Consider the following 22,692-nt stretch of genomic DNA (forward strand, 5'->3'; position numbering starts at 1 on the left):
TATGCCAAAACACACCCTATTCATCTGTAAATCCTGCCACAGTTCCTCTGAAAAACGACCAGATAATTCACCTTTTGATGGCACAATTTTACTTGACAAACTCAACACTTTATGCGCCGAGCATTTCCCAGATAATGAAGTGCAAATTCAACCAGTGGGATGTTTATGGGCGTGCAGTCAAGGCTGTGTTGTATCCGTCGCTAGTCCAGATAAACCAACCTATCTCTTCGTCAATCTCACCCCCAGTGAAAGTGCCACAGCCTTACTAGATTTTATGCAACTGTATATCAAAAGCCCTAAAGGAACTGTAGTTTGGAAACAGCTTCCTGAAATATTACAGTCTGCTATTTTCGCCCAAATACCCCCTGTAGTAATTAAGGAAACTCTCGGTAATTCTGATTAATTATTTTCTCTAAATTGGGCATTTATCATGACCTCTTTCCCATTAACAAAAAACCCTCCTCTCTTACGTTTATTACACTATGCTAAAAACTACCGCCCTCAAGTTTGGACTGCGGCTACTTTTACCATCCTCAATACAATCTTCGACCTCGCACCATCCTATTTAATTGGGGTAGCTGTAGATGTTGTGGTGGAAAAAGAAAGTTCTATCATTGCCCAATTTGGGATTACCAACATCATTGGACAATTGGCAATCCTTTCATTATTCACATTATTAATTTGGACTTTAGAATCATTATCTGAATTGATCTACGATCGCCTATGGCGCAACCTGGCCCAAACCATCCAACACGAACTGCGTCTTGATGCCTATAGTCATCTACAAGAACTAGAACTGAGCTACTTTGAAGAACGTTCTACAGGCACACTTTTGTCAATATTAAATGATGATATCAATCAATTAGAACGGTTTCTTGATTCTGGGGCTGCGGAAATTCTGCAATTTATCACCACTATTTTAGCTGTGGGTGGTTCATTTGTTGTGATAGCTCCCAATGTAGCTTGGTTGGCAATCCTACCCACACCCTTCATTTTCTGGGGTTCATTAGCATTCCAAAAACGACTCGCACCCCGTTATGCCGATGTGCGCGACAAAGCTGGATTTATTAATAGTCGTTTAGCTAATAATATCTCAGGGATTGCTACAATTAAAAGCTTCACGGCTGAAACCTATGAAAGAGGTCGTGTCTCATCTGAAAGCGAATCCTATCGCCGCAGTAATGGTAAAGCGATCGCACTTTCGGCTGCTTTTTATCCAGCGATTCGATTAGTGGTTGTAATCGGTTTCATCGCCACGCTATTTTTTGGCGGGGTTGCGGTGGCGAATAATCAGTTAACTGTGGGAACTTATGGTTTTATGGTATTCATTGTCCAGCAATTACTGTGGCCGTTTGCCAGCTTGAGCCAAATTATGGATGAGTATCAACGGGCAATGGCTTCTATTAAACGAGTCATGGGATTGTTGGATACTCCCATTGCTATTCCCACAGGAAACCGTACTTTACCAAAAGTACGCGGTGAGGTGCATTTTGACAAGATCGCCTTTGCATACAACGATCGCACCAATGTACTCAAAGATTTATCATTGCATATTCCAAGCGGAGCAAATATTGGCATTGTTGGTGCAACGGGTTCTGGTAAAAGTACCCTAGTCAAACTACTGCTACGCTTTTACGAAGTCCAAGGCGGACAAATCCTAATTGATGGTATCGATATTCGGGAGTTACAACTATCGGAACTGCGACGCTGTATCGGTTGGGTGAGTCAGGATGTATTTCTGTTTCACGGTACGGTAGCTGAGAACATTGCTTATGGTAGCTTTGATGCAAGTAATGAAGACATCATCCATGCTGCTAAATTAGCCCAGGCTGATGAATTTATCCTGCAACTACCCCAAGAATACGATACTATCGTTGGTGAACGGGGTCAAAAGCTTTCTGGTGGTCAACGGCAGCGAATTGCGATCGCCCGTGCTATTCTCAAAGACCCACCAATTTTGATTTTGGATGAGGCGACTTCTGCGGTGGATAATGAAACAGAAGCGGCGATTCAGAAGTCGCTGGCTATGATTACTCAAAATCGGACGACAATTGCGATCGCTCATCGTCTTTCCACAATTCGCCACAGTCATTGTATATATGTAATGGATTATGGTCAAATTGTCGAGCAGGGTAAGCATGAGGATTTACTAGCACTTGATGGGATTTATGCCAGTTTGTGGCGCGTACAGTCTGGGATTCATTAATACTTGCCTTAGATGGAATGGCCTACAACAACACCAAGTAATTGGATATGTCCCCGTTCAATTTGATGGTTAATAAACAGTTAATTGTTGAGAGAGTGCATAAAATGACAAAAGGGTTCACAAAATTGTCTAGAGAATGGAAAAATCCCCAAATATCACCCTTATCTGGTCTGGTTTTGGGACTGGTTATCTTGTTCATTTGCTTGGTATATAGTGTCACTTTAGGTGCAGCCGAAATACCTCTGGAAAAGATTTTGACATCTTTTATAGCCTTTGATGGTTCCTACGATCACTTAGTAATTCAGACAGTAAGATTACCGCGATCGCTCATTGCTATACTCGTAGGTTCAGCCTTGGCAGTATCAGGAGCGTTAATGCAAGGTTTAACGCGCAACCCCTTAGCAGATCCAGGTATTTTAGGTATTCAGTCGGGGGCTGCATTGGCTGTAGTTGCCACAATTTTTGTTTTTGGCAGTTCGTCCTTGAGTGTTTTAACCATTGTGGCTTTTTTGGGTGCAGGAGCCACAGCAATGTTAGTCTACTTCCTTGGTTCTCTAGGAAAAGGAGGCCCTACACCATTGAATCTCACAGTAGCAGGCGCAGCGCTCACGGCTCTGATTTCTTCCCTGACAACTGCTATCCTTATCGTCAGTCAACGCACCTTAGAAGAAATTAGATTTTGGTTAGCAGGTTCACTGGCTGGGCGCGATATCAATATGTTCTTGCAAGCACTGCCTTTCGTCGCCCTTGGATTAGTCGTTGCTTTTGCCCTTGGTAGACAAATTACTACCATGAGTCTCGGTGAAGATATAGCAAAAGGCTTAGGTCAACAGACAGCTTGGGTGAAAATCATCACGGCTATTAGCGTTGTTTTACTGGCGGGAAGTGCCGTGTCTATTGCCGGGCCAATCGGCTTTATCGGCTTGGTTGTTCCCCATATAGTGAGATTTTTCATTAAAGCTGATTACCGTTGGATTTTGCCCTATTCCGCAGTGGTAGGTGCAACTTTACTTTTGGTTGCAGATATTACCGCCCGTGTATTACTTAAACCCCAGGAATTACCTGTGGGAATAATGACAGCACTGGTTGGTGCGCCCTTTTTTGTCTACTTGGCTAAGTCAAAGGTGAAGAAATGAAGTTGGATTGGCTCGTTATCCGTTCCGAGGCGATATCTTTTCGCATAGACCGACGTGTACCACTGATGCTGTTATGTTTGGCAGTGGTGATTGCAGTGGCGATGGTGATGAATGTGGGCAGAGGTGAATATCCCATTTCGCCCTTGGATATCGTCAAAACTGTCTTAGGTTTAGATACAGGCAACCCAGACCATGCTTTCGTGATTCACAACCTACGGCTACCCCGCACCCTTGTCGCTTTTATGGTGGGAGTGGCGTTTGCTATTTCTGGCACTATCTTTCAAGGTCTCACACGCAATCCCTTAGCTGACCCTGGTATTATTGGCATCAATGCTGGGGCGAGTTTAGCAGCAGTGACAGTAATTGTCCTATTTCCATCAGCACCGATTTATACATTGCCTCTTTCAGCCTTTGGAGGTGCTTTGCTAATGGCTGTTTTAATTTACTCCCTAGCTTGGAATAACGGTAGTTCGCCGATTCTATTAATTTTAATGGGTATTGGCTTGTCTGCGATCGCCAGTGCATTCACCAGCTTGATGATTACCTTTGGGGATATTTATGACGTTAGTAATGCTTTGGTTTGGTTGGCTGGCAGTGTCTACGGACGCACTTGGGAGCAAGTCTTTTCCTTCTTACCTTGGTTGATTGTTTTCGTACCAATGGCGTTGACATTGGCAAGACATTTGAACGTCTTAAATTTAGGAGATGATGTCGCTAAAGGTTTAGGTACTCGCGTGGAATGGCAACGTGGTTTGCTAGTGCTGGTGGGTGTAGCTTTAGCAGGTGCAGGAGTCGCTACTGCCGGAATGATTGGTTTTGTCGGTTTAATTGCACCTCATTTAGGGAGACAGTTGGTAGGTACAAATCATGAAGGGTTAATTCCCACCTCGGCACTGTTGGGGGGAGTAATAGTTGTGGTCGCAGACTTGCTAGGAAGAACAATGTTTGCGCCTATCGAACTTCCTTGTGGGGTAGTGACTGCTGCTATTGGTGCGCCTTATTTTCTGTATCTGTTAATTCGTAACCGGAAAAAATAAGGAATTGGCGACTGGGAACTTGATAAAAATCATATTTTATCAACCAAGAAATCAGGTTTTCATAAATCCAAAATCTAAAATCCAAAGTCTATAGCAACCGCCACATCGGTGAGGACATAAATAACTTCATGAATAGAGCCGATACCCGTACTGCATCAATGGTTTGATTCGGGTTATGCAACTGTCAACTGTCCACTGTCAACTGTCCACTGCTATAAAATGGTATCAACTATGAAAGGATTATCAACCAAAAGTCTGTCTTTAGCTTATGATGGTGTGCCAATTATTAAAGATTTAAATTTAGCAATTCCTACCGGACAAATTAGTGCTTTAGTTGGTGCTAATGGTTGTGGTAAATCAACTTTGCTAAGAGGTCTGGCCAGACTTCTCAAACCATATCACGGTACAGTATATCTTGACAGCACCTCAATTTTTAAGCTTTCCACCAAGGAAGTAGCCCAGCAGTTGGGTATTTTGCCCCAAGGGCCAGTAGCACCGGAAGGATTAACAGTCAGAGATTTGGTAGCACAAGGACGTTACCCTTATCAAAATTGGTTGCAGCAGTGGTCAGCCAAAGATGAAACAATTGTGCAGCAGGCACTTTTAATTACAAATTTACTGGAGTTGGCAGATAGAGGATTAGATACTTTGTCTGGTGGACAACGACAGCGAGCTTGGATTGCAATGGCACTAGCACAGGATACAGATATTTTACTTTTGGATGAGCCGACTACTTTTTTGGATTTGGCACACCAGATAGAAGTTTTAGATTTGTTGTATGAGTTGAACCAAAGTCAGGGAAGGACAATTGTGATGGTATTGCATGACTTGAATCAAGCGTGCCGTTATGCTGATTATTTAGTTGCTGTCAAAGATGGTCGAATTTTTGCGGCTGGGGAACCGAAACTGGTAATGACTGAGGAGATGGTTCAGGAGGTTTTTGCATTAGAGTGCCGTATTATTCCTGACCCAATTTTGGGAACGCCAATGTGTGTGCCGATAGGACGTAAGGGAAAGTTAACTTCCTCGCAAACAAACGCGTGCGAGTAGCAATGGAACAAAAATGTACGCTAACGACTGATAAGTCTGATTCAGCCACTCCACGATCTCCCCATAACTTTTGAAACAGGGGCGATCGTTCTTTCTGGCTAGCAGTGCGACAGGTTTTTAGTTGTTGCTCGCCTTCTCTCTGCACTTTCGGCGATCGTCAGAATCAGTTGGCGTGCCATAACTAATGACCTCTCAACAGTATCTTTATTCTATGCAACTTCATGTAAAACTGGTATCAGATGAAAAAACTAAACATAGCGACTTTTACCAGTTAAAAGTAGAAGTAATCCAAGACGCAGAAACCGGGTTTATTTTACCAAAATACGCAGTAAATGACTAGAACCAAGTATTTTTCTTAAAAAACTACGTTTCTGGCCCCAACCGGACGTAAGTCCTGGTAAAATTGTTTGTAACGCTACCAGAAACGTGAGGTGCGCGCGCAGCTACGTTCAGCGCAAAGGTTCGCTCACCATAGATTCTGGCCATTCAGTTGAGGCTGACAGCGCCGAAGCAACTGGCTGCGACGGCTTAGGTGCTGACACGCCAACCAATACAAACGAAGCCACCATCAAAACGCCGTATAAAGCAACAGATAGCTTGCGAGTTCCCAGCCCCACCCATTGAGGATTTACCAAACCCAGACAAAAAGCCGGTGTTGAAAACATGAAAGTTAAGACAAACAAGCTGGACATCAAGCACCTCCGACTCGCGAACTGTACCGATCGATTACTTGTTTATCCAATTAAAACCCCAAAAATCCGCTGAAAAAAGTTGCGATAGATGTATTTATAACCTGAGGATTATTGCTATTTATAAAACAAAAATAAAACTCTTTAAATCTCATACTTTAGCTAGTTGTTAAAAAAAATAATGTATTTTGGGAACTGTAGAAAATCTAGCTTAAAATAGAAATTAAATTCTTTACTCAAAATATGCAAGTCCGCTTTAACGTAGTCCGCCAAAATCAAAACGAGGCTCCCCGCGTTCACGCTTACACCCTAGAGGTGGATGAAAGCAATACCATCCTAGACTGCCTCAACAGCATCAAGTGGGAACAAGACGGCACTTTAGCTTTTCGCAAAAATTGCCGCAATACAATTTGCGGCAGTTGTTCGATGCGAATTAACGGGCGCTCGGCCTTGGCCTGCAAAGAAAATGTTGGTAGCGAACTCGCCAGATTGCAAAAAATAGCTAATTCTAGTTCAGCAGAACAGCCTGCTGGTTTCATCCCAGAAATTACCGTCGCCCCCATGGGAAATATGCCGGTAATTAAAGATTTGGTTGTTGACATGACCAGTTTTTGGGACAACCTAGAAGCCGTTCAACCCTATGTCAGCACCGCCTCGCGAGCAATTCCAGAACGAGAATTTCTGCAAACTCCCGAAGAGCGATCGAAACTCGACCAAACCGGCAACTGCATCCTCTGCGGCGCGTGCTATTCTGAGTGCAACGCCCGGGAAGTGAACCCGGAATTTGTCGGCCCCCACGCCCTCGCTAAAGCTTACCGCACGATCGCCGATTCCCGCGATAGCGAAACCGAAAATCGGCTGGAAAAATACAACGAAGGTACCGCAGGCGTTTGGGGCTGCACCCGTTGTTACAACTGCAACTCGGTTTGCCCGATGGAGGTGGCGCCGATGGATCAAATTGGTAAGATTAAACAGGAGATTCTCGATCGCAAAGACGACCAAGCCAGTCGATCGATCCGCCACCGCAAAGTCTTGATCGAGCTCGTCAAAGAAGGCGGCTGGATAGATGAGCGCAAATTTGGCATCGAAGTAGTAGGAAACTCCTTTCGCGACGTTCAAGGTTTGCTGAGTCTGGGCCCGTTGGGTTTGAGAATGCTCGCTCGCGGCAAATTCCCGCTATCTTTTGAGCCTTCTGAAGGTACCGAAACTGTGCGAAATCTGATTGAATCGGTGCAAAGTTTAGAAAATTCGGCAGATTAGCGATCGGCTGCCATTTTCCTTGTAAATTAGAAGTTGTGCGATCGTCAAACTTCTCAAAAATCTTTACTCAAAATTCGCAACTCAAAACATTTAAATGACTGCTAAAACTCCTTCATCCCCAAAACCGACAACCTCAAATACTCCAAAACAAGCAGAACCAGCCTTTGGCTGGAATGCCTACGCGGAAAAAACCAATGGACGATTTGCGATGGTGGGCTTTGTGGCACTTTTGCTGCTAGAATTCTTCACCCGCCAGAATTTTTTCACCTGGCTGGGCTTGCGTTAAATTCAGAATAACTCGGTGGATAGCCACTGGCGCGTAATAAGTTTGTAGCGAGGTTTAGTCCTCACTACAAACATTTTTTTAGGGATGATTGACTTGACATCATATAAATAACTACGCTTGGGTTAACACTATTTATGCCCCGGAGATCTCCGGGGCATCAAGAAAGGTTGTAGGGGGACGAAAGAGAGCTTTCTTGCCCCCCCCTTTTTTAGGGGGGTGCCAGGGAGATCAGCCTTAAGTGAACCATATTGTGATATATAGCAACCGCCACATCGGTGAGGACATAAATAACCGGAATGAATAGAGCTGATACCCGTACGGAATCAATGGTTTGATTCGGGTTATGCAACTGTCAACTGTCCACTGTCAACTGTCAACTGCTATAAATCATGTTCACAAAAAAAGCAGGTAAGAAATAGATAATTATCCATTTTCTACCTGCCTCAGAGCTTGTCAAAAGCGGAAATCGAGTTCAGTTGTTGCCAATTTAATCTGTACTTGTGAGCCTGGCAAGCAGCCCGCCAATCCAGGAAGTTTTGACATAGATACTCGATTTTGAGGCAATTAATTTCCAGTTGTTTCGCGGACGGTCAAAGTGTACTTGCCTTTACCTTTTGGAGGCGGATCGTAAGCATTAACAATAATGCGGTAGCGACCGCTCGCAGACAAGGTAAGAGTCAGCTCAGAATTGGAATTTTGCTGCGTGACATCATCATTTTCTGCAAGTAGCTCGGCCTGGGAGTTGAAAATAGCCAGATAAGTATCAAAATCGGTACTTTCTACGGTAATAACTACTTTTTGACCCTGAGTGCCTTCAAACGTATACTCGTCGTACAAACTGCTGTCCGAGGCCAGTACAGAAGACTTCGCAGGGGTGAGTTCTCCCTTTTGCTCTAAAATGACTTTAGATGAACCTCCAGCAGGACTCGGCGGAGACTGTATGGGGGTCTGAGTTGCCGAGGGCTTTGGAGATGGCGACGAAGATGGCGAGGGTTTGGGACTTGCTTGAGCTAAAACAGCCATGCTGGGATGGCTCGTATCATGTGAATTTTGAGGAAATTCTGCTGAAACGATCTTGGAACTGCTATTAGTAACTCCATCTGAATTTGACACTGGCACGGAGAGAGTCGGTTTGCCAGAAAAAGTAGCTAGTAGAGCAATTGGCGCGATCGCCCAAAATCTCACTTTACTCATGAATTACCTCGATTTGTAACACAGAAATAAGGAAGTAGTCAGTAGTCAGTAGTCAGTAGTCATGAGTTATTTGTTATTTGTTAGGTGCTACCAATGTCCAATGCCCAATGCCCAATGCCCAATTCCCAATTTTCAATTTTCAACGGACAGTTAGAGTATAACGACCCCGACCTGAAGCATCGTAAGCATTGACAACTATGCGGTAGCGACCCGTAGCGGGCAAAGTAACGTTCAGAAACGCATTTTTAGTCGAAGCGCTCGCATCGTCATTTTCTCCCAATAATCGACCATTAGGGCCAAATATCGCCACATAGGGATCGAAATCTGTACTTTCGAGGGAAATGGTTACAGACTGACCCGATCGACCTTCAAAAGTATACTCGCGATACAGACTGTTGTCAGATGGCAGTACGGGGCCGCCTGCGACCAAAGCACCTTCTTCTTGTAAAATCGCCCGAGAAGGTGACGTAGGAGCACTTGCTTTCAGTTCTAGCGTATAAGCCCCCGCCTGCCTAGCTTGGTAGGAATTTGCCACTAACGTGTAAATACCGTCTGCTGGCAATCTGACTGTAATTCTGGCGTTTTTACCGCCTGCTCCGTCATCATCTTGTTTGATTTCGCGCTGATTGGGCCCGAGCAAAATTAAATAAGGGTCAATTTCTTGACTTTTCATTTCTATGGTGATTTGCTGGCCCGCTCTTCCCTCAAAAGAGTAGAGGTCAAAAAAGCTGTTGTCTGCGGGCAGAATGCTAGATTTGTCGGTAAGTTTGCCGCTGACGACGGGCCCGTTTAAGGCAATTTTTTGAGGTGTTTTGTTGCCCAGGGGCGATCGCCTTTGGGCAACCCGGGGAGCTCGCCCTTCTCGCACCGCTGTCAGGAAAGCCGGCACTTTGTCTACAGAAATTGCAAAACCGATACCGATATTGCCTCCGCCCTGACCGCGAGTAAAAATAGAAGTATTGACGCCGATTAATTCTCCAGAACTGTTGAGCAGCGGGCCTCCTGAATTGCCGGGATTGATGGCGGCGTCGGTTTGAATCAAGCCCCCCAGGGGGTCGATGCGGCTGACGATTCCGACGGTAAAAGTACCTTGAAATCTACCGAAGGGATTGCCGATCGCAAATGCTTGTTGTCCGACTTTCACCGAACCGGGACGGGCTAAAGGAATTGTGGGCAAATTGTTTTGATTGCGAATCTTCACCACCGCTAAGTCTAAACCTTCTTCGCCGAATCCGACGACATCGGCGACAAGTTTTCTGCCGTCTGACAGACTTATATTCACGGTACCGCCGGCCGAAACAACGTGGGCGTTGGTTAACACCATGCCGTCGGGGCTGATAATTGTGCCACTGCCGTTAGATTTCTCTGTATCAACGCTAACAACGGCCGGACTGGCTTTTTCGTAGACTCGAATGTTGGTTTGTTCTTCGACATTTTGGGCGATCGCCCCTGGGGAATGTAGTGACTTAAATTCCGCTAAATCTGTTGATTGACGCACAGCAGATGTCGTAACAACCGCAGCAGCGCTGCCTGTTACCCCAACTGTTAAAATTCCCAATACTGCTAAACTTACAATTTTGAAATTCATGGTTATCGATTAGTATTTAAGCGATCGGTAGCTAGTAATTCGGCTTTGTTGCTAACTACTAACTACCCTTAGTAATTATTTTAGGACTTGTATAGCATTTCTCAGATAGATGAGGTATGTAATAAGGCTTGAAAGTCCCGATATTCAGAGAATAGGAGTGCACCTCATCTTTTTAAGAAAGGCTATACAAAGGTTTCAGATAAGAATCCCCCGTATTTTGGACGGGGGATAAGTCAATATTTGCCTATTTGTCGAAATTGGGGGAATTATCCGGTTGGTCTTCCGGGTATTCTACTGGTCGATATTCCACGTAGTCTGACGGGGGTGCTTCCACGTCGCGGTTGCTGGGGCGAGACCTAGATGCTTCTGTAGGACGGGTTTTTTTTGTTCTCGGCGGCGCCTCAGAACTGCGGTTTTCCGAAGTTGGGGGGCGGTTGCTGCGGCTGCGAGCGGGTCTTTCTTCGGGGTTGTCTGAAACGTCCCAGTTGTCAGACCCTTGGGCTGGCGGGGCTTCTGGGCGGGGACGCTTGCGCGAGGAGCGATCGGGCGCATCGGGCTTGGAGGTGCTAGCGCTGCCGTTGCGGTTCGAGGGACGGCGGCGGGCCTCGTCGTCGTAGGCTTCCCGGGAGGAACGGTTGTCTTGGCTGCCTCGAATCCGGGGACGCTGCGGGTAGTCTTCCTCTGGTTCTAGCTGGTCGATTTCAGAATCGTAGCCGTCGTAAGCATAGGCGTTGCTGACGGGTCGTTCTTCATCTACATATTGAGCGCGACTTTTGGCTTGGGCTGTGGTCGCTCCCCGCAGTTTGATGCTTTCGGCTGCAAAAAAAATCGCCGAACCGGTCAGCAGGAACTGACCGAAGGCCAGAATCGGATCGAGCCGCCATCCTTGAAATAACAGAATACCGCCACACAGCAGGCCGACTGCTGCAAAGAAAATATCGTGGTCTCGGGCTAGTTTGGGACGCCACGATCGCAGAAAGTACAGTCCTGCCCCTGCTACTGCTAGGATGATCCCTAACAGGCTGCTCCAGTTCAATCCTAAATTGACCATTAGCCTATCTCCTATGTCTTTCCTATGTTAGCGAGTTAGATTTTACATCTATCAATAAGTCTGTCAGTCTGTTATCCCGACTGTAGTTTCACAGGGCAGCCTCCGGTCAGGCTTTCAGCTTGGTTCGCGAACCATATAATAATGAGTTTAACGGGAAAAAACCTCAGCGAAAGCAGTCAACCGAAGGTTTTGCCTTGACAGTTGCTGGTAGCCGAGGTTTCGCACGGGGGAAATGCCCGACGTTTAGCCGAAAATTGACTCGCGCGCCGGACGCTTGAAACCCGCCAACTTTTTAGGTACGCTTGATTTTGTCTTTTTGGCTGATAAAGATTAGGGCGATCGTTCCTGGGATCACGATTAGCCCAACGCCCACCAGCAGGCTGTACAGAAAATTCGCGAGTGAAGGAGTCATAGATTCAAAACCTTTGTTACAACTATTTGATTTTTATTAATTTTATCAGCAGTCAGTTCTCAGAGGGAAGTTCGGCAACAGATGTTGCAATGGATGTCGAGGATGTAACGGAGCGAGGTTGACAAGCAATATTTTCCCCCTAAAAAACTATAACCATTGAACCCTCAAACCCTTGAATACTGTATGTCTGAAGGTACGATACCGGAAAAATTCTACTTATCCAGTTCGATCGCACCTACGAAACGGTTAGAATTATGAGGCGCTGACTTAACAAAACTTAAGATTTCGAGATAAGACCCATGACTGGTATTACCGTTGCAAGTTGGATTCTGGGCTCTGTCCTAGTAGTGATGACTTTGCTATTTATTTTCCGTATCGTTCTGACTTGGTATCCCGGCGTGAACCTCAGCCGACTGCCGTTGAGTCTGATTGCTTGGCCGACTGAACCTTTTTTAGCCCTAACTAGAAAAATTGTACCGCCGATCGGCGGAGTGGACATTACGCCGATTATTTGGGTCGGCATCTGTAGCTTGCTGCGGGAAATGATTCTCGGTCAGCAAGGGCTACTGACGATGATGATGTAAGTCAGCGGGCATCGGGCATCGGGCATCGGGCATCGGGCATGGGTTAGTTGCCAACTGCCAACTGCCAACTGCCAACTGCCTACTGCCAACTGTCAACTGCCTACTGACTACTGACTACTGACTATTTTGGTTCATAAACTGTTCAACGAAATTCGTGTAAACTTCGCCACTGAGAAATTCGGGGCTATCGAGGATTTTTTGGTGGAAGCTGAGGGTAGTGGGAACACCCGTGATGGCGCATTCCCGCAATGCCCGTTTCATCCTGCGAATGGCGGTCGGTCGATCGCGCCCCCATACAATTACCTTACCGATTAAAGAATCGTAGTAAGCAGGTATTTCGTAATCGGTGTAAACGTGAGAGTCCATCCGCACGCCGGGGCCGCCGGGAGGCAAATAACCGCTGATTCTGCCGGGGTGAGGGCGGAAGTTGCGATCGGGATCTTCAGCATTGATGCGGCACTCAATGGCGTGGCCGCTGAGAATTACTTGGTTTTGCTTGATTTGCAGTTTTTCTCCTTGGGCGATGCGAATTTGTTCGGCAATCAAATCGAGACCTGTAATCATCTCGGTGACGGGATGTTCCACTTGGATGCGAGTGTTCATTTCCATGAAGTAGAACTTGCCCGATTTGTCAAGCAAAAATTCCACAGTGCCCGCACCGGTGTAGTTGATAGATTTGGCTGCGGCAATGGCGGCGTGACCCATTTGATCTCGCAGTTTCTGGCTGAGGGCGGGGCTGGGCGCTTCTTCGAGGAGTTTCTGATGTCGGCGCTGAATCGAACAATCTCTCTCGCCGAGATGGATCACGTTACCGTAGTTGTCGGCGAGGATTTGGATTTCGATGTGTCGAGGTCTTTCGATGAATTTTTCGAGGTAGACTCCGGGATTGCCGAAGGCTGCATCGGCTTCGCCTTGGGCTGCATGGAAGAGTTTGGGGAGTTCCGAGGCGTCTCTGACTAGCCTCATGCCACGGCCTCCACCGCCGGCGGTGGCTTTGACCATCACAGGATAGCCGATGTCGCGGGCGATCGACAATGCCTCATGTTCATCTGCCAGCAATCCCTCGCTACCGGGGACTGTAGGGACTTTCACCCGCTGCATGGTTTCTTTGGCAGTGGATTTGTCTCCCATCGCCCGCATCGCAGCCGGAGACGGGCCGATGAAGGTAATTTGATGGTCGGCGCAGATTTCGGCAAATCGGGCATTTTCGGCGAGGAATCCGTAACCGGGGTGAATGGCTGCGGCGTTGCGCGTCAGGGCAGCCGAGATAATGTTGGGGATGTTTAAATAGCTTTTGCTGCTGGTGGGGGGGCCGATGCAAACGGCTTCGTCTGCCAACTGGACGTGCAGGGCGTGTTTGTCTACGGTGGAGTGAACGGCAACCGTGGCAATGCCCATTTCCTCACAGGTGCGTAGTATGCGGAGGGCGATTTCTCCGCGATTAGCGATTAAAATTTTCGAGAACCCCATCTTCGCTGCTTAATTCACTCAATATTCTGTACAATAATCCCTTTCGGTATCTTCTGGATAATGGTTTCCCATAAATTATTAATAAAAATTTATTTTACATTTTGGTGGTAGTTGTGCTATGATTTTAAATCGGTAGTCTAAAAGGGCTAGTCACAAGTTAAATTTCAGGAACCTCAACCTGTGAATGTTTAACTCGTAGCGTGAAAAATCCCAGAGATTGTCGGAAAGAGCGGATGTGGCGGAATTGGTATACGCGCACGCTTGAGGTGCGTGTGGCATTATGTCCTTGCGAGTTCGAGTCTCGCCATCCGCATTGAATATATGAAACAACTGTTGACAGTTTTGGCTGTTGGCAGTTGTTTTGTATTTAATGGGTGGGTGGGCAGAAACCGGGTTTTTGCGAGATACTTTGTTACGGTGGGAAGATTTGGGAAAAAACCCGGTTTCTAAAGATTGTGCGCGAGTACCGATCGGGTGCGGATTCATCAGATATCTTTAAGTGCGATCGAACTTCTGATAGATCCGCACCCTACAAAATACTCTTTAACTGTCGATCGACAATTGTGTTTGTATTGGTACGCTGAGTTCATTTACGCACGGCGCATTTACAAAGACAATTGTGTGCGAAACTGCGGGCATTAAGCGGCGCACTGCTTTCAAGTAAGATTCCGCATCGGGGCGACGACTGAAACGGGCGACTGTTAATCGCTGACTGTTGGGGAGGTGGCGAATTACGCACCACGGCACAAGTCGATCGCGATATGTCAGTTGTTTTGGTATTGTAAAACTTTATTAAGATTGTAAGCATCAATAGACAATGGTAGTATCATATAGTCAGATTCCTGTCTACAGGAATATTGAAACCCTGGATGTCACATTTAGTGGTTCGCGAATTAAGATAGGATTGTACAGAACGTCGTCGGGTCGGTTGATTAACGCCGATGTTAACGGATCTTACAATATTTTGAGAAAAGCAATCCCAAATGCTTTTAGCGATGGGATAGAGAGCTGCGTAGTTCAGCCGAGGCGGGTTAATCCGCTCGAAGTGAAAGCGAAAGGGGAGGGACTCAACGCCTCCCGTGTCATGTAATAAATGACTATACTTTTACAAGCTATCATAGAGTCATCCTTTCCACGAAAGTGGATGGTTAGAAAGTGGCGATCGCCCTTGATTTATCAGGTCTGAGGGCGATCGTCTTTGTGATTAAACATATTAAACGATAGATACTTATCGTTTGTCAATAGGCAGAATGGGCTTAGTTAGGTTCCGAATCCGAGAGTTGGCTGAGGAAAAAGGATGGACGCTAAAGGATGTTGCCGATCGATCGGACGTTCCGTACAGCACAGTCAGGCACTATGCTCGTTCTGAAGGGCTGGCCACGGTTGATATCACATCGATTCAAAAAATAGCTCGCACCCTCGATGTTTTGATTGAAGAGTTAATGGATGTTGTCAAAGAGTAAAGAGATTGTTTGCGATCGTGCCACAGTATTTTGGAGAGCGTCATCAGAAAGAAATCCGTCAATATGCAGAAATTATCGCCATGACGGATGATGTGTATACAATAGCTAATTATCTAGAGATTTCCGAACAAATTATCCGCCAAGTAAAAGAACACATATTTATCAAGAAACACGAGCTTGACATTCCAAATGATGACACAAAAACTATTAGCCATGTCCGAGGTAATTTTACACCCGATGGTGAGATTGCTGACTTATGGATAAGCGCAAAAAATGGTGAGCTAAAACCGAGAGAAATTACCAAGTTTAAACGGTTGATAGCCCATGAGTATATAGAGCAAGCACTAATGGCCGATGGACTTCCTTATCGATCGCCTAAAGCTTGGATAGAGCATCCCATGTATGGTTTTGGCAACTGGCCGACCCCGGAGCATTTCGGAGCGCACGATATAGCTCCTCATACCAGCAAGCCCAATCCATTTTCCCACTGGGTTAACATAATAGGTAAGTCAGCGGAAGGACTGATGCTTGCGGACAACCTCTCGAATCTTGATGAGTTGCTTGAAGCTATTAGAGAAAGAATATGACTGCAAAAACAATTACCGATACTGCACTAGAGCGAATTTTAGCAATTAAATGGGAGCCAGACGATAGTCGCGTTAACTCTCACATAGCCCTGTTGCGAGAATACTTGAGACGTGCTGCGCTTTGGGCCAAGGCTTTAGATTGTACAGATGAATGGCCGTTTTTTGATGTGGCTGCTCATCTTGATTCTCTAGATGCTGATGAGACTAAGGTTAAAGTGCTGAAGACTCATTTCACACAGACACCGTTTTATGTGGCGGGTATTATTGAGAAAACCTGCGAGTGGTTCCTCGAATGGGATAGCGTGAAAAATTCACCAAAAGTCAATGAATTTACTCTACCTGAACCGTATGAACCGCTAATCTTAATGTATGAACGCGGTGGCATATTCTCTACGGAACATGGATTTTTTGATTTTACTGTTGGGAGTTTTCCTAGAGGTAAAAGGCAGCAATACGAACAAATTATGCCTTTGTTGAAACTAGACGCGAGAACTCTAGATCGACTAGATATTGATGCGGGCGATGGGTTAAATATAATTAACCAGAAAGCAGAGGGCGATTACACATCAATAGAGGTAGATTGATTTTCGGAACCAGGTAAACTTGTTTGATTAGATGATGGTTTGAACAGTTTACGCGCAGCCAGCAAAGCAAGCCCGCCAAAGATTCCACCACCCAAACAACTAACGATAATGGCACTAATGAAGGGATGAGGCGGCAGAGGATGCTGGAAAGAGGGTAGTGCCCAAGGTTTTTCGATTAAGGGGTAGCTGCTGCAAACAATGCCCGCAACGCCTATACCCACACCGACAACGGCTATGGTGATTTGTAAATTACGATCGCGATCGTTTTCATTTTTCTCAGACTCTACCTGTTGTTTTTGAGCATCAACTTCCAAAATACCTTGGATTGTTTCAATCATCTGTTGAAATAATTCCTTTCCTGCAATCAGATAACTCATATTTAGTTTAATCTGTTGCTGAAATATCTTGCAACTCCCCTTAACAAATTGTTGTATGAAATCTAAGTTATCTATTTCTTTGACGCTGCAATCACCAAGTTTTTTCAGCCAATAACTATAGTTTTTAGCATTCGTTTCAATTGTAATCTGGTGAAGTTCTATATCTCGCAAATAGCGGGCATAAGTTAACCCGATTTGAGGGAGTTTCGTCAGCCAGCCCTCTAGTTGTTCCAGACGTTCCTTTCTATCTGATTTCAAATGGCTAAATTCTTCTACTTTTTCCTCTAATTGACTGTACAGTTTTCTCGCTTCCTCGTTGCAAAGATACGCTTGGTAATAGACATAAAGGATTTTACTGCGGCAGCATAACAAATTTATCAGCGGACGGTAATAATTACTTAATTCTTCTATCTCTAAAGTTTTTTCATCAGTATCTAACCAGACTAGAATATGACACTTTAATCTCGGATCTTCTTGACTGTTATCAAATTCAAAAATGGGACTACCTAGAAGTTTGCCTTCACCGATTAAATAGGCTTTTGGCTGTTTAAGCTCTGAATCTTGAAACAAAGCGTCTACACAAGCTACTGCTAAATCTTGATGATTGCCAGCAAAATCAACCGGTTTGGCAAATAATACTAGGGTTTGTCCCAGTGACGCTTGGATTTCGCAAGGTAGCAGACAACCTTGAAAATTTAGGTTGCTCAGTTGGTTGATTTCTAATGTTAAATTCGGGGAAAGTAGCGTGAAATCAAGTGCGTAAGTATCGTGGAGTTGCAGCGGGTAAATTCCGCCTGTCAGGGGCAGTTGATCCGGTTGGCTAACAGTTGTAAATGACACAAATCTATTGCCATTTGACTCGTAAAGTTCAAGATAGTCGCTCTGTTGGGTATTTTGGCTGTTGCGATTGTTCAGCTTTTCGGGTAAAGAATCGAGCTGCGGATTTGTTTGCAGCAGGTGTCCCAAAGCAGCGCATTTCTGCCATAAATGATCTGCTTTGTCTACAGGTTGTTTATCGCCTTTTGCAAGGTTGTTGCACAAATTAAAGGCAAACAGCGTGAGTTTGGGGTTGGCAAGTTTGCCGGTCAATTCAGGATTGTTCATCACCTAGGCCCTGAGTGCTATTTTGACTTGTTGGGGAAACTTTCTTGGATGGCATTTAATAGCGTTTCTCTGGAAACTTTGGGAGGTGGTGGCGGTGGTGGAGCTATCGGTTTGGTTGTTCCTGGGAGGCGATCCTTATCAAGATCACCGTGCAGCTTTATCAAAGCCTCTAGTATTTGAGGGCGACTTTCACAAGCACACCAATTTGAGACATCATCAGATATTTTCTCGATATCATCTGAGAGAGTAGCACCTAGCTGATGTAATTCAGCCTTGTGTTTAGAAAATAATACACGTTCGGTAGTAATCAACTGTTGAAATGCTCTAATGTTGTCTTCTGCAAGTGACATTTATAAACTCCTATTGACCGATAGCACAGAAAGCAGCCCAGTGGTAAGGCGACTGAAAAGGCTTAGCATTAGCTTCCATCTTATTAAATAATGCAGGTAACTGTACAATTTTTTGCGTAAAACTCAAGGTAAGTTTGCTTGTCCATGCCTGCAAATCTTCTTTAGTGGCATCCCGCAGCCAAAGTTGAGCAGAGTTAAGGGCAAGGGAGACACTTAACCCGGCTTTGAGAAGCTGATAAAATTTTATCATCAAAAATGAGGTTGACAAATCGCTGACTGCCCACAGCGTCGGGACGACACTGGAACTGCCGGCAACCAGGAAACCGCTAGGTAAGCTGATATATTCATCGCTGATGCTGCTAAAGTCGCTGATGCCGGTTTCGCAGGCGGAGAGCACAACTAGGCGGCATTCTCGGAAGTCGAGGGCAAAGATGTCTGCTAAGGTGAGGCATTTGGTGAGGTCGAGGGTTTTGCCATTTCGTAAGGGTAGATAGCGAGTGGGGTTTTCTTCTGGGGGAGGCGGGGGTAATTCGCAGTCGGCTAGGAGTAAGGCCGATCGCAAAGGTTGTTTAAAGTTAAAATAGCCGTGACAGCTAAAGTGGGCGCAGTGGGCGATGCGGAGACGGCTGTCATCTATGACTGATTTTTTGGCATCACTTTGAATCAGGATATCTTTGGGGTGGAAATGCTGACTAATCGCTGGCACTTCTAAGTCTGTAAATTTGAGGTCATTGGTGGGGTTTTGGACGGCAAATAGGTGTGTGAAATTGGGGCGTTTTCGCCTTTGTGCCTGTTGCAGCAGTTGGCAACTGGGAGAATAGCGGACACCTTGTTTGAAGCAATCTAGTAAGCAGGGATTGGTGGGTTCAGCAGACTGCGTTTGTGGGTTAAATCGCTGCCAGGTTTCATGGCTAACCGGCAAGGCGTGAAGGGGGAACAGGTGCAGGAAACGGTGGGGAATTAAAATTAATTGATCGCAGTGTTTCGGCATTCTCCCCAGAATTTCATTGAGATGCAATATTTCAGATAGGCTTTGGAGGCGAGGGGCTAGGTTTTCCCGCCATTCGGTTTTATCTTCCTTTTGGTAGTCTGCCAGATATTCTGCGCGCCAGTTTATTAAGGCTTGAAAGTCGGTTTTTGAAGATTGCCAAACTATAGGATTTGGTGATTGAGGAGTAATGATGAATGTGAGGAATTTGTCGCCCAGGATGTACCATTGAATGATAGCAGTATTTTCGGCGGTGAGGGCTTGAATATCGCTGTAGGAGATGCTTTTAACTTCTTGAGTCAGCAGGAAGTCGGGGTCGATGGGTTTGATGTCACGGATGAGTAGTTCGTCGAGTTGTTGCCGCAATTGGGTGAGATGGGTAGAATCGCGGCTGGTAGTTTGTACGGTGTCTATTTGGAGGCTGCGTTCTCCCGATATTGTGCCGCGGTTGCTGTTACGATTTGTCTGTTGGTTGTTTAGTCGGCGTTGTTCGACATCAATTTCTCGACGCAGGCGCGAGAGTTCGTTGATAACGGTTTCGGGAATATCGCCTTTGGGGTATAAGTCGCGGGTGGCGAGGAGTTCGACTAAGTTGCGGGCTTTGCTGCGTTCGACGTATTCTATGGCTTCGGTGTAGTTTTTTAGCTTTATGCAAACTTCTACCATATTTCGGTAGAGTTTATTCCATTCTTCCGCGAGTTTTTGTTTGCTTTCATCTCCAGAATGAATCTCACCCCGTAGGAATTCTACGGTATCAATGGCGGCGGCAAAAGTATTGTGAGCTAGCTGCAAGTTGAAAACTTCTCGATAGGTAAGCCCTAAATTAAATAGTGTTTCAGCATGGTTTTGGGGGAAAGCTTCGCGGGTACGGACTTCTAATGCAGCAGTGTAGAAGGCGATCGCAAGTTCGATATTCTCTGCTTTCTCTCCCCTGATTCTGTCACAATAGGTATTGGCCAGATTATTTTGCGTCTGTGCCCAATCTTGGGGAAAGGCTTCGCGGGTAAGGACTTCTAATGCAGAAGTGTAGAATGCGATCACAAGTTCGATATTCTCTGCTTTCTCTCCCCTGATTCTTTCAGAGTAGGCATTTGCCAGACTATGTTGCGTCTGTGCCCAATATTCGGGAAAGGCTTCGCGGGTAAGGACTTCTAATGCCACAGTGTAAGATGTGATCGCATATTCGATATTCTCTGCTTTTTCTCCCCTGATTCTTTCAGAGTAGGCATTTGCCAGACTATGTTGCGTCATTGCCCAATCTTGGGGAAAGGCTTCGCGGGTGTAGACTGCTAGTGCCGCAGTTAAAGATGCGATCCCATATTCGATATTCTCTGCTTTCTCTCCTCTGATTCTGTTACAGTAGGCTCCTGCCAGATTATGTTGCGTCGTTGCCCAATCTTGGGGAAAGGCTTCGCGGGTGTACACTGCTAGTGCCGCAGTGTAAAATGCGATCGCCATTTCAATATTCTCTGCTTTCTCTCCCCTGATTCTGTTACAGTAGGCTCCTGCCAAATTATTTTGCGTCTGTGCCCAATCTTTGGGAAAGGCTTCGCGGGTGCGGACTGTTAATGCAGCAGTGTAAGATGCGATCGCCATTTCGATATTCTCTGCTTTCTCTCCCCTGATTCTTTCAGAGTAGGCTACTGCCAGATTATTTTGCGTCTGTGCCCAATTTTCGCTCCCCGGTTCCCGATTACTTAAAACTACTTGATAACCACTAATGGCAACTTCTATATTATTCGCTCTATTCCCACGGGGAAAGTTACTAATATCAATACTCAAATTTTCAGTGAGGACGACAATATCTCTAGTTGCTTCTGGATGTTCGGCAATTAAATTCTGGGTCACTTGCTGTAAAATCTCAGCAAAACGGGCATTGAGGAGATGTTCCCGCCCGGCCAGTATGGGGTAAATTACTTCAACATCGCTACTACTTTCTGCTTCTGCTCGCAATAATTCTCCGATAAACCTTAAATACTCTTGTGGATTTTTACCCTCAGAGTTATCACGATCTCCTCGATCATTCCTCCCCAAAAATTGCTCGAGCTGACTGGCCAGATTTCGTAAAAAATTAGCCTGATTTTCCTGTCCTTCCTGTGCCATAATTTCTGCTATTACCTTGCAAACTTGCAGAAACCCCTGATCGAGCAATTCCGAGTTAACTAAAATCTGCTGTTTCTCACCGTTGGGGCAAGTCAGCAGCGCATTAATTAATTGCATATAAGCTTGGGCGCGGTTTTCTTGCATTGTGGGGAGTTGTCAGTAACACCGATGTTTATTTTATCACGATTGGTGGTTTGGCGGTTGACGCTCCCCCGTATCAATTTCTACCCCATCCCGAACAAGTAATCGAAATTACCCTCTCCCACAGAATTTCTAAGCGTATTGATAATTTTCCTTGTATTATCGTGAGGCCCTTCAACATAACAAGGTTCTCCATTGCGACCGAATTTTAAGCCGATTTCGTTGGTTGATTCTCCTAAATGAGCCTTCGACTGCTCGAAATCGCGATGCGGTTCAAAGCCTAATTTTTTGGCATAAGCGATCGCACCCCAAACCAGGGCTTGTGCTTGCTCTACACTAATCTCCTCGTATTCTTGCCCAAACTGCGAGTAACAATGCTCAACGAGATTTTTATATTGGCTATCGTTGCAGTTACGTGGCTGCATGGCATCCTTAACTCCCAAACACCAGTAATCGATCAAATAAGAGGCCGCAACAAAACGATTGTATCCCTTGGAACGGGTAACCATCACTAAACCCAAACCGCCCGCTTCAGAGGTTTCATTCCGCAACAAGACATTCGCAAAATTTACATCCACGAGACATTGAGCAACGGGCAATAACTCTCCTTTTTCGGCGCTAGCGATGGCTGTTTGTTCTGCCTGAGATATCAGAAAGGTACTGATTTCGGATGCTTTCAATCCTAACTTTCGGGCAATTTGTTTGGGCGTTAATTGGCGATCGCGCAGGTTGAGAATCTCTTGTTATTGTTCGGGTTGCATGGTTTTTTTACTGCTGTCAGGGCAGGGTTCGATCTGAGTAGATCATTGTATCGCCTTTTTCCGACCAACTTCGTAACATTGCAAAGATTGAGGAAAAAACCCGGTTTCTTTGATGGTGCGAGTGGCGAGAAACCTCGGTTAGCCCGATAGTCCGCCAGGGGTTGAAACCCCTGTCTCATAGCAAAAGTCCTCTTAAAGAGGACTAAAGAGTTTTTCATTTTTATCTCGCATTCTCAGTCGGTTTCAACCGACTTTCGCTATTAGCCAGGGG

22 protein-coding genes, 1 tRNA gene and 1 pseudogene are annotated in these 22,692 nt (G+C 45.6%); 13 read left to right on the forward strand and 11 right to left on the reverse strand.

The features are described 5' to 3' along the window. Nucleotide 1: 1 nt before the first annotated feature. From QUB68_RS17650 to QUB68_RS17670, 5 genes are all read left to right on the forward strand, one after another. Entirely contained in the window at nt 2-403 is a 402-nt protein-coding gene (locus QUB68_RS17650) for a DUF1636 family protein (protein ID WP_332994872.1), read from the forward strand. 27 nt (nt 404-430) lie between these two features. Further along, entirely contained in the window at nt 431-2,206 is a 1,776-nt protein-coding gene (locus tag QUB68_RS17655) for an ABC transporter ATP-binding protein (protein WP_332994874.1), read from the forward strand. A 104-nt stretch (nt 2,207-2,310) separates the two neighbouring features. Next, nucleotides 2,311-3,342, forward strand: coding sequence for a FecCD family ABC transporter permease (locus QUB68_RS17660; RefSeq protein WP_332994875.1), 1,032 nt, complete (start codon nt 2,311-2,313; stop codon nt 3,340-3,342). Next, nucleotides 3,339-4,379: a FecCD family ABC transporter permease gene (locus QUB68_RS17665; RefSeq protein ID WP_332994878.1), complete on the forward strand. Its 1,041-nt coding sequence runs from the start codon at nt 3,339-3,341 to the stop codon at nt 4,377-4,379. Before QUB68_RS17660 ends, QUB68_RS17665 begins: the two co-directional genes overlap by 4 nt. Before the next feature lie 231 nt (nt 4,380-4,610). Next, complete coding sequence (locus tag QUB68_RS17670) at nt 4,611-5,429, forward strand: ABC transporter ATP-binding protein (protein ID WP_332994880.1); 819 nt, start codon at nt 4,611-4,613, stop codon at nt 5,427-5,429. Between the two features lie 449 nt (nt 5,430-5,878). On the opposite strand, the gene QUB68_RS17675 is transcribed toward QUB68_RS17670, so the two are convergent. Further along, nucleotides 5,879-6,121: a hypothetical protein gene (locus QUB68_RS17675; RefSeq protein WP_332994882.1), complete on the reverse strand. Its 243-nt coding sequence runs from the start codon at nt 6,119-6,121 to the stop codon at nt 5,879-5,881. Between the two features lie 240 nt (nt 6,122-6,361). On the opposite strand from QUB68_RS17675, the gene QUB68_RS17680 reads away from it, so the two are divergent. Continuing rightward, a complete protein-coding gene (locus QUB68_RS17680) occupies nt 6,362-7,378 on the forward strand; it encodes a succinate dehydrogenase/fumarate reductase iron-sulfur subunit (protein ID WP_332994883.1) in 1,017 nt (338 codons plus the stop codon). Between the two features lie 94 nt (nt 7,379-7,472). Then, the gene (locus QUB68_RS17685) at nt 7,473-7,664 is read left to right on the forward strand and encodes a chlorophyll a/b-binding protein (protein ID WP_332994885.1); all 192 of its coding nucleotides are present in this window, start codon (nt 7,473-7,475) and stop codon (nt 7,662-7,664) included. A 564-nt stretch (nt 7,665-8,228) separates the two neighbouring features. On the opposite strand, the gene QUB68_RS17690 is transcribed toward QUB68_RS17685, so the two are convergent. The 4 genes from QUB68_RS17690 to psbX form a co-directional block, all read right to left on the reverse strand. Next, a complete protein-coding gene (locus QUB68_RS17690) occupies nt 8,229-8,858 on the reverse strand; it encodes a pre-peptidase C-terminal domain-containing protein (protein WP_332994887.1) in 630 nt (209 codons plus the stop codon). A 139-nt stretch (nt 8,859-8,997) separates the two neighbouring features. Next, the gene (locus QUB68_RS17695; RefSeq protein WP_332994890.1) at nt 8,998-10,446 is read right to left on the reverse strand and encodes a trypsin-like peptidase domain-containing protein; all 1,449 of its coding nucleotides are present in this window, start codon (nt 10,444-10,446) and stop codon (nt 8,998-9,000) included. Between the two features lie 244 nt (nt 10,447-10,690). Then, nucleotides 10,691-11,497, reverse strand: coding sequence for a Ycf66 family protein (locus QUB68_RS17700; protein WP_332994892.1), 807 nt, complete (start codon nt 11,495-11,497; stop codon nt 10,691-10,693). Nucleotides 11,498-11,789: 292 nt separating this feature from the next. Further along, nucleotides 11,790-11,909 carry a photosystem II reaction center X protein gene (psbX, locus tag QUB68_RS17705; protein ID WP_106148830.1) on the reverse strand — a complete coding sequence of 40 codons (120 nt, stop codon included), beginning with the start codon at nt 11,907-11,909 and terminating at the stop codon, nt 11,790-11,792. Nucleotides 11,910-12,208: 299 nt separating this feature from the next. Here psbX and QUB68_RS17710 point away from each other — a divergent pair, with 299 nt between their 5' ends. Continuing rightward, on the forward strand, nt 12,209-12,493 hold the full coding sequence (locus QUB68_RS17710; RefSeq protein ID WP_332994898.1) for a YggT family protein: 285 nt from the start codon (nt 12,209-12,211) through the stop codon (nt 12,491-12,493). A 114-nt stretch (nt 12,494-12,607) separates the two neighbouring features. On the opposite strand, the gene accC is transcribed toward QUB68_RS17710, so the two are convergent. Beyond that, nucleotides 12,608-13,963: an acetyl-CoA carboxylase biotin carboxylase subunit gene (gene accC, locus QUB68_RS17715; protein ID WP_332994900.1), complete on the reverse strand. Its 1,356-nt coding sequence runs from the start codon at nt 13,961-13,963 to the stop codon at nt 12,608-12,610. 229 nt (nt 13,964-14,192) lie between these two features. Here accC and QUB68_RS17720 point away from each other — a divergent pair. Beyond that, nucleotides 14,193-14,276, forward strand: a tRNA-Leu gene (locus tag QUB68_RS17720). A 230-nt stretch (nt 14,277-14,506) separates the two neighbouring features. On the opposite strand, the gene QUB68_RS17725 is transcribed toward QUB68_RS17720, so the two are convergent. Next, nucleotides 14,507-14,710 (reverse strand): hypothetical protein, encoded by a 204-nt coding sequence (locus QUB68_RS17725; RefSeq protein ID WP_332994902.1) that lies wholly within the window; start codon nt 14,708-14,710, stop codon nt 14,507-14,509. A gap of 91 nt (nt 14,711-14,801) precedes the next feature. On the opposite strand from QUB68_RS17725, the pseudogene QUB68_RS17730 reads away from it, so the two are divergent. From QUB68_RS17730 to QUB68_RS17745, 4 genes and pseudogenes are all read left to right on the forward strand, one after another. After that, nucleotides 14,802-15,053 (forward strand): annotated as a pseudogene (locus QUB68_RS17730) (RNA-guided endonuclease TnpB family protein); the annotation flags it as partial. Nucleotides 15,054-15,213: 160 nt separating this feature from the next. Further along, a complete protein-coding gene (locus QUB68_RS17735; protein ID WP_332994905.1) occupies nt 15,214-15,426 on the forward strand; it encodes a helix-turn-helix domain-containing protein in 213 nt (70 codons plus the stop codon). A 5-nt stretch (nt 15,427-15,431) separates the two neighbouring features. Further along, the gene (locus QUB68_RS17740) at nt 15,432-16,013 is read left to right on the forward strand and encodes a hypothetical protein (RefSeq protein ID WP_332994907.1); all 582 of its coding nucleotides are present in this window, start codon (nt 15,432-15,434) and stop codon (nt 16,011-16,013) included. Continuing rightward, nucleotides 16,010-16,597, forward strand: a complete 588-nt coding sequence (locus tag QUB68_RS17745; RefSeq protein ID WP_332994908.1) for a hypothetical protein — start codon at nt 16,010-16,012, stop codon at nt 16,595-16,597. Before QUB68_RS17740 ends, QUB68_RS17745 begins: the two co-directional genes overlap by 4 nt. Here QUB68_RS17745 and QUB68_RS17750 read toward each other — a convergent pair. The 4 genes from QUB68_RS17750 to QUB68_RS17765 all read right to left on the reverse strand — a co-directional run bounded on the left by QUB68_RS17750 (nt 16,573) and on the right by QUB68_RS17765 (nt 22,340). Beyond that, complete coding sequence (locus QUB68_RS17750; protein ID WP_332994910.1) at nt 16,573-18,078, reverse strand: hypothetical protein; 1,506 nt, start codon at nt 18,076-18,078, stop codon at nt 16,573-16,575. The genes QUB68_RS17745 and QUB68_RS17750 overlap by 25 nt on opposite strands. A gap of 17 nt (nt 18,079-18,095) precedes the next feature. Beyond that, entirely contained in the window at nt 18,096-18,428 is a 333-nt protein-coding gene (locus QUB68_RS17755; protein ID WP_332994912.1) for a hypothetical protein, read from the reverse strand. Nucleotides 18,429-18,438: 10 nt separating this feature from the next. After that, the gene (locus QUB68_RS17760) at nt 18,439-21,663 is read right to left on the reverse strand and encodes a CHAT domain-containing protein (protein ID WP_332994913.1); all 3,225 of its coding nucleotides are present in this window, start codon (nt 21,661-21,663) and stop codon (nt 18,439-18,441) included. 80 nt (nt 21,664-21,743) lie between these two features. Beyond that, nucleotides 21,744-22,340 (reverse strand): DNA-binding response regulator, encoded by a 597-nt coding sequence (locus tag QUB68_RS17765; protein WP_332994914.1) that lies wholly within the window; start codon nt 22,338-22,340, stop codon nt 21,744-21,746. Nucleotides 22,341-22,692 lie beyond the last annotated feature (352 nt).

The organism is Microcoleus sp. A006_D1, from assembly GCF_036702805.1.
Lineage (GTDB): Bacteria > Cyanobacteriota > Cyanobacteriia > Cyanobacteriales > Microcoleaceae > Microcoleus.